7 protein-coding genes are annotated in these 6,591 nt (G+C 69.0%); 3 read left to right on the plus strand and 4 right to left on the minus strand.

Going from position 1 to position 6,591, the window contains the following annotated elements; translation table 11 throughout:
• Positions 1-521, minus strand: a 521-nt coding sequence (locus tag NHG85_RS13860; protein WP_253333353.1) for a hypothetical protein, incomplete at its 3' end; no start/stop codon positions are given.
• 524 nt (positions 522-1,045) lie between these two features.
• On the opposite strand from NHG85_RS13860, the gene NHG85_RS13865 reads away from it, so the two are divergent.
• Positions 1,046-2,341, plus strand: coding sequence for an AAA family ATPase (locus NHG85_RS13865; RefSeq protein WP_253333355.1), 1,296 nt, complete (start codon positions 1,046-1,048; stop codon positions 2,339-2,341).
• 1 nt (position 2,342) lies between these two features.
• A complete protein-coding gene (locus NHG85_RS13870; RefSeq protein WP_253333357.1) occupies positions 2,343-3,449 on the plus strand; it encodes a ParB/RepB/Spo0J family partition protein in 1,107 nt (368 codons plus the stop codon).
• A 60-nt stretch (positions 3,450-3,509) separates the two neighbouring features.
• Here the strand turns inward: NHG85_RS13870 and NHG85_RS13875 are convergent, their stop codons facing one another.
• The 3 genes from NHG85_RS13875 to NHG85_RS13885 form a co-directional block, all read right to left on the minus strand.
• Positions 3,510-3,917 (minus strand): DUF2934 domain-containing protein, encoded by a 408-nt coding sequence (locus tag NHG85_RS13875; RefSeq protein ID WP_253333359.1) that lies wholly within the window; start codon positions 3,915-3,917, stop codon positions 3,510-3,512.
• A gap of 194 nt (positions 3,918-4,111) precedes the next feature.
• A complete protein-coding gene (gene queF, locus NHG85_RS13880) occupies positions 4,112-4,579 on the minus strand; it encodes a preQ(1) synthase (protein WP_253333361.1) in 468 nt (155 codons plus the stop codon).
• A 96-nt stretch (positions 4,580-4,675) separates the two neighbouring features.
• Positions 4,676-6,079, minus strand: coding sequence for a phosphomannomutase (locus NHG85_RS13885; RefSeq protein ID WP_253333363.1), 1,404 nt, complete (start codon positions 6,077-6,079; stop codon positions 4,676-4,678).
• Between the two features lie 129 nt (positions 6,080-6,208).
• Here NHG85_RS13885 and NHG85_RS13890 point away from each other — a divergent pair.
• Positions 6,209-6,591: lysozyme inhibitor LprI family protein (locus tag NHG85_RS13890; protein ID WP_370363029.1), on the plus strand; the 383-nt coding region annotated here is incomplete at its 3' end.

A 6,591-nucleotide genomic window follows, 5' to 3' on the forward strand; every position in this document is an offset into this window, starting at 1 on the left:
CAGGAGGCATAGGGGCCGGGCGCCTCGGCGTGCAGGATCGCCTGCGCCAGCGCCCATTCGCTACCGCTCGTGAGATCGGGCGGCGGCACCTGCGCCTCGGGCAGCGGCAGGGGAACCACCTTGCCGTCGTCGCGCGTGTCCGACAGCCGATGTTCGAAATCCGGACCCACCCGTGACCAGCCGGGCCGGGTGTCCTCGAGGATGCGCTCGATCCCAAGCCGGTACTCGGCCACCCGCCCCCGCGCGCCTGCGCGCGACAGCTCCAGCCATCCCCTGCCCCGCAGCTTGGCCATCTCGCGCTTGACCGTGCGCTCGTCGACCGACCAAAGCCGCGCGATCTCGCGCTGGCCGACGCAGAGCGTGTCGCGGGCCCAATTGTAGCGCGCCGTCACCAGCGTGATGAGCCGCAACACCAACACCTGCTCGCTGCGCCCCTGCCCCAACGCATGGGCACCAAGGGCGGTGAGCAGGTCGTACTTGCGGGCGGCGGCACCCCGGCCCAGGGGTCTGGTGTTCAGCATCTCGTCCCGTCCTGGCGCCCTCGGGGCATCCCTGCGCGGCACGGGGCCTCATCTACCCCGGCAGCCTGACGAGGGGCGGCATGATTCCAACGCCTTTCCTCGACTGACCCCGATTTGCGTCCTGAAGCACGGTTCTGTCAAGCCGAGTCCGGCCGGGAGGGTCTTCCCCTGCCTCATTTCCATCTGGAAATCGGTATGTATTGGTATTGGGGGACACATAGGATGTCCCCTATTGCGCCAGTTTTGTCCCCCATTCCGCGCCGGTGGGAGAAATCTTGTCCCCCCATTCGGGGTGCCGGGGGGAGCCGGCGGTGCGGGGCGAAGCCGCTCGTGGCGGGCCAGCCGCGAATCGCCGGGGCCCTTGTGGCGCTGGCGTTGCAGCCGTTTTTCGAAAAACCCCGGTTCGACGATAAATGACTTTCGCTTATCTGCAAAACCGTCGTAAATCACACCATCACAAGAATTAGCGTTCCTGCGGGCGGGCCATGGCGGTTCCCCGCGGGGAACCGGAGGGCAGAGACCGCATGTTCACACACACCGACCTGGCCCGGCTGCAGGCGCAGTCGCTCAAGATGCAGGGCTTCATCCGGCAGCAGACCTTCTCGCCGGAGAACGAGAAGAAGCTGCGCCGCTTCTCGAGCTGGGAGGTGGCCGAGCTGATCCTCGGGCTGAACCCCTCGACCTTCCGCGGCCGGCTCGCCGCCGATCCCTCGCTGCCGCAGGGGCTGGTCGAGGAGGATGGCCGTCAGCGCTGGTACAGCCTCGAGGAGATCAACGAGCTGCGCCGCAGGCTGCGGCACAAGAACAAGTCGATGCTGCCGCCCCGCCCCGCGGGCAAGCGCGCGATCCGCGCCGCCGTCGCCAACTTCAAGGGCGGCGCGGGCAAGTCGACCGTGGCGCTGCACTTCGCCCATGCCGCGGCGCTCGACGGCTACCGCGTGCTCTGCGTCGATTTCGATCCGCAGGCGACGCTGTCGCATTCGATGGGGCTGTCGGACGTGGCCGAGGAATACACCGTCTGGGGCATCATGGCGCGCGACCTCATCCGCGAGACTGAGCGGATGAACGCCGCCGGACGCGGCGCCGAGAGCGGCACTGCCCTGCCCGAGCGCAAGCTGCCGCCCTCGGTCACCGGCATGGGGCTCGACGATCTGCGCGTCACCGATTTCATCAAGCCGACCTCATGGCCGACGATCGACCTCGTCCCCTCTTGCGCCAACGCCGCCTTCGTGGAGTTCGCCTCCGCCCAGTACCGGCATCTCAACCCCGAATGGTCCTTCTTCGCCGCAGTCGATCGCTACCTCGATCACCTGCCCGAGGACACCTATGACATCGTGATCTTCGACTGCCCGCCCGCGATCGGCTACCAGTCGATGAACGCGGTCTTCGCCGCCGACGTGCTCTATATCCCCTCCGGCCCCGGCTATTGGGAATACGACAGCACCACCTCCTTCATCGGCCAGCTGGCCGAGGCGCTGGAGGATCTGGGCCGGTTTCGCGGCGCGGTGCCGCCGGGCACCGAGCCCGAAAAGCACTTTGCCGACATCCGCTTCCTGCTCACTCGGTTCGAGCCGAACAACGATCTGCACCGCGCGATGCAGCAGGCGTTTCACAAGGTCTTCGGTCCACAAGTGGCGGAGCACCCGATCGAGATGACCCGCGCGGTCGAGCAGTCGGGCCGGTTTCTGAGCTCGGTTTACGAGATCGATTACCGCAACATGACCCGCGAGACTTGGCGGCGCGCCCGCGCCTCCTTTGACCGCGCCTATGACGAATTCCGCGCCACCCTCGTGGCGGCGTGGGATCAGCTGGAGGACTGAGATGGCCAAGAAGCGCAGCGTCTTCGACATAGACTTCACCCCTGACCAACCCGAGCCCGAAGCGTCCGAGCGGTTCCCCGCGGGGAACCCCGCGCCCGATCCGGCGCCGCAACCGCCTTCTCAACAGCCGACCCGGCGCGGCCCCATGGCCTCGGCGATCACCGAGACGGCGGATGCCGCGCGCGGCCGGGCCGAGGCCGAGGCGGCGATCCGGGCTGAGAACGACGCACTTGCGCATGAGCATGTGCGGCTCAAGAAGCTCGGCCTGATCACCGACCTCGTTGCCACCGATGCGGTGCGCTGCTCCAAGCTGGTGCGCGATCGGTCCAAGGCCCGCGATCCCGAGCTCGAGGAGCTGAAGATCTCGATCCAGGAGATTGGCCTGTCGAACCCGATCCGGGTCGAGCAGGACGGGCAGGGCGGCTATGAGCTGATCCAGGGCTTTCGCCGCCTGTCGGCCTTTCGCGAGCTGCACGAGCAGACCGGCGATCCGCGCTATGCCCGCATCCCCGCCGCGATGGTTCCCCGCGGGGAACCGGTGCGCGAGCTCTATCGCAAGATGGTCGACGAGAACCTCGTGCGGAAAGACATCTCCTTCGGCGAGATGGCGCAGCTGGCGCTGAGCTACGCCAAGGAGACCGGGATCAAGCCGCATGACGCCGTCTCGGAGCTCTATGCCTCGGCGCTCAAGCAAAAGCGCAGCTACATCCGCAGCTTCACCCGCGTGCTGGAGCGCGCCAAGGGCAGAATCCGCTACCCGGAAGCGATGCCGCGGGCGCTGGGGCTCGAGCTGTTCAAGATCATCGACGCCGATCCGATCCTCGGCGATGACCTGATCGCCATGCTCGACCGCGCCCCCGAGCGCGATGCCGAGGCCGAGATCGCGGTGCTCAAGGACTTCGTGCATCGCGCGCCCAAGATCGTGAAGCCGCGTCCGAAATCGGTCTCCAAGACGATGCTGCGGCTGCCTCAGCCCGAGGGCGAGGCGCGCATCGCCGCCTCCGACGGGCGGGTCGAGCTGCGGCTGGCGCGGGATTTCTCCGCGCTGGACCGGGCGCGGCTGCAACGCGCCTTCGAGGCCTTTTTCGAGGCGCTCGACGGCGAATGAATAAGGGCCGGTTCCCCGCGGGGAACCGGCCCTGATGTCCGACCGGTCAAGCCGTGCCGGTCAGCTGGCGCCGTCGGGCGCGTCGCCCTTCTTGGCGCGGGGCTTGCGTGGCTTGGTGGCGCGGGCCGGGGCCTTGGTCGACTTTGCGGCCGCCTTCGTCGCCGTCTTGCGGGCCGGCTTGGCCTCGCCCTCTGCCTTCTCGTCCGTGCCGCTCGCTGCCTTCTTTCGCGTCGTTTTGGCGCGGCTCGGGGGCTTCGGGGTGCCGGGGCCGGAGCTGTCCTCGTCGCTTTTGTGGACCTCGGGCTCGGGGCCCGTGTCGCCGGCGGTCCGGCTCTCGTCCTGCATCTGCGCGTCGATCTCGCGCGCGGCCTCGTGCCAATGCGCGTCGTTCTGGCCTTCGGGCGATCCGTCGCGCTCCCACAATTCGTAGGCGCGCTTGCGGATCCGCTCTTCGCGATCGTCTGCCATGTCGTACTCCCTTTCACAGAGCCGCTCGGCCGGTCCCGGGCGGGGGTGCCAGCCGTTCAAATATCGTGCGTCGCGCTGCCGTTCCTCGGTTCGGTCATGCCGCAGCCGCAAAACGAGCGTTGCGCGAGCGCACGAAGAATTCCAGAGCGTGCCTTACGCTGGGTCAGCACTGTGCGCAAGCGTACGCGTCGCTGTCAACCGCGTCCGCGGTAGCCCGCCACGCCCGCATCCGGGATCCAGACGCCCTTGGGCGGCTCGCCGGTCTGGTAGAACACGTCGATCGGGATGCCGCCGCGCGGATACCAATAGCCGCCGAGGCGCAGCCAGCGGGGCGAAAGCGTGTCGACCAGCCGCCGCGCGATCGATACGGTGCAATCCTCATGAAACGCGCCATGGTTACGAAAGGATGTCAAGAACAACTTGAGGGACTTGCTCTCCACCAACCAGTCGCCGGGGACGTAATCGAGCACGAGATGCGCAAAATCGGGCTGGCCGGTCAGTGGGCAGAGCGAGGTGAACTCGGGCGCGGTGAAGCGCACCGCGTAGTCGACGTCCGCCTGCGGGTTGGGCACGCGCTCGAGCACCGCCTCCTCGGGCGATTGCGGCTGCACGGTATTGCCGCCGAGCATGGTCAGGCCGTCGTAGATGGATTTCTCGGTCATGGGGATCTCCTGCTGTCGTGCCCCGCATGTGGGGGCAGGGGGGCGATCCGCCTAATGCCGGGGGAGGCGGGGCCCGGCAAGGCCCCGCCTATGATCTCAGCCCGCCTCGCGCAGCCGCGCGGCCAGCCGGTCGATATGACCCGAGAGCAGCGCCTGCGCCCGCGCGGGGCTGTCGGCCTCCGCATAGAGCCTGCATTCGGGCGCGTTGCCCGAGGGACGCAGGTGCACGATCTCGCCATTGGCAAAGGTCACGCGCAGCCCGTCGGTCTCGTCGATCGCGGCCTCATTGCTGCCGGTATCGAAGAAATCGGCGCGGGCGTCCGGGTTCCGGCGCAGCATCTCGATCAACGCCATGGAGCGCTCGGAGGGGACCTCCTGCAGACGGTCGGCGGCGGTGAAGCGTGGCGGAAGACTGGCAGCCATCCGCGCCAGCCCACGGCCTTCGGCCCGCGCCGCCGCCAGCGGCGCCACGATGGGCAGCAACGCGTCGCGGGTCATCAGGGGGGCAATCTCGCCCTCGGGGCCCCGCGCCGCAAAGCCCAGCAGGAAGCCGCCATTGGCCTCGTAGCCGACCACGGCCGCCGAAGGGTCTTTGGCCAAGGCGGCCTCCATTCCCGCGATGACGAAGGGCGAGCCGATCTTGGTGCGCCGGACCTCGACCCCCTCCAGCCGGTCGATCAGCGTGTTGGAGGAGACCGGCGTCACCACGATCCGCGCGCCCAAAAGCCGCGCGGTCAGCGGTCCGAGCACGTCGCCGGGAATCATCGCGCCCCGCGCATCGGCCACCATGGGTCGGTCGGCATCGCCATCGGTCGAGATGATCGCATCGAGCGCGTGCTCATCGGCCCAGCCCGCCAGCGCCGCGCGGGTCGCGGGGTCGACGGCCTCGGTGTCGACGGGGATGAAGCTGTCGGAGCGCGCGATGCGCACGGCCGTGGCCCCCAGCCCCTCGACGATCTCGCCCAGCGTGTCGCGCGCGACGCTGCTGTGCTCGTAGACGCCGATCCTGAGCCCCGAGAGCGCCGTTGCGCCGAAGCCTTCGACGTAGCGCGCGACGTAGCGCGCGGCGCAATCCGGGTCCTGTTCGAGCGGACCTTGGGCCGCGTCGGGCGCGCCGCCCGTGCGGAGCGCATCGAGGATCGCCCTCTCGTCGCTCTTGGCGATCTCGCCGCCGGGCAGGTAGAACTTGAGCCCGTTGCGGTCGGCGGGGATGTGGCTTCCGGTGACCATCACCGCCGCATGGCCGCGCGCCATGGCCGACAGCGCCAGCGCCGGGGTCGGCACCGCGCCGCAATCGACCGCGCCGAGCCCGGCGCCGCGGATGGCGTCGATCACGGTGGCGGCGATCCGCGGCGAGCTGTCGCGCAGGTCGCGCCCGACATGCACAGTGCCGCCATGCGGACAGGCGGCGAGAAAGGCCCGGATATGGGCATGGACCAGCGTGTCGGTCAGCTCGGTCACCAGACCGCGCAGACCGCTTGTCCCGAATTTGGGGGGCATTGTCGTCCTGTTCGTCATGCGGCTGGCAGGACTATGCCACCCGCGCTGCTGCGCAGCAATCGGGGCCGGCGGGAACAGCGGATGGGCAACGGGGCTTGAGGCAGCAAGGATGCAGCAAGGAGCACGACCATGACCACAGCCCACCGGCTTCCCCTGTTTCTCGCGGCGCTGGCCCCGGCCATGGTGCTGTCGTCGAGCCTCGCGCAGGCGCAGCCCTCCTTCGACTGCGGCGAGGCGCGCACCGCGACCGAGCGGGCGATCTGTGCCGACCCCGGTCTCGCCGATCTCGAACTGCGCATGGTCGGCGTTTACGAGGAGCTCGCCGCACGGGTCGGCGAAAGCGAGGCGCGGCGCATTGCCGACATCCAGCTCGAACGGCGCCAGGCCTGCGGCGGCGACACCGCCTGCATCGAGCGCCAGCTGCTCACCAGCATCGGCATCTTCCGCGCCGAGAGCCGCGCCGCGACGACGCCCGCGACGGGCAACGAGGAGGCGCAGGTGCTGTCGGATCT

Source organism: Limimaricola litoreus, from assembly GCF_024159025.1.
In the GTDB taxonomy this organism is placed as follows: domain Bacteria; phylum Pseudomonadota; class Alphaproteobacteria; order Rhodobacterales; family Rhodobacteraceae; genus Limimaricola; species Limimaricola litoreus.

Bases quoted from the DNA above. Each gene is read 5' to 3' on its own strand.
- NHG85_RS13865 (WP_253333355.1), top strand. From the start codon at position 1,046: ATGTTCACACACACCGACCTGGCCCGGCTGCAGGCGCAGTCGCTCAAG.
- NHG85_RS13870 (WP_253333357.1), top strand. From the start codon at position 2,343: ATGGCCAAGAAGCGCAGCGTCTTCGACATAGACTTCACCCCTGACCAA.
- NHG85_RS13875 (WP_253333359.1), bottom strand. From the start codon at position 3,917: ATGGCAGACGATCGCGAAGAGCGGATCCGCAAGCGCGCCTACGAATTG.
- queF (WP_253333361.1), bottom strand. From the start codon at position 4,579: ATGACCGAGAAATCCATCTACGACGGCCTGACCATGCTCGGCGGCAAT.
- NHG85_RS13885 (WP_253333363.1), bottom strand. From the start codon at position 6,079: ATGCCCCCCAAATTCGGGACAAGCGGTCTGCGCGGTCTGGTGACCGAG.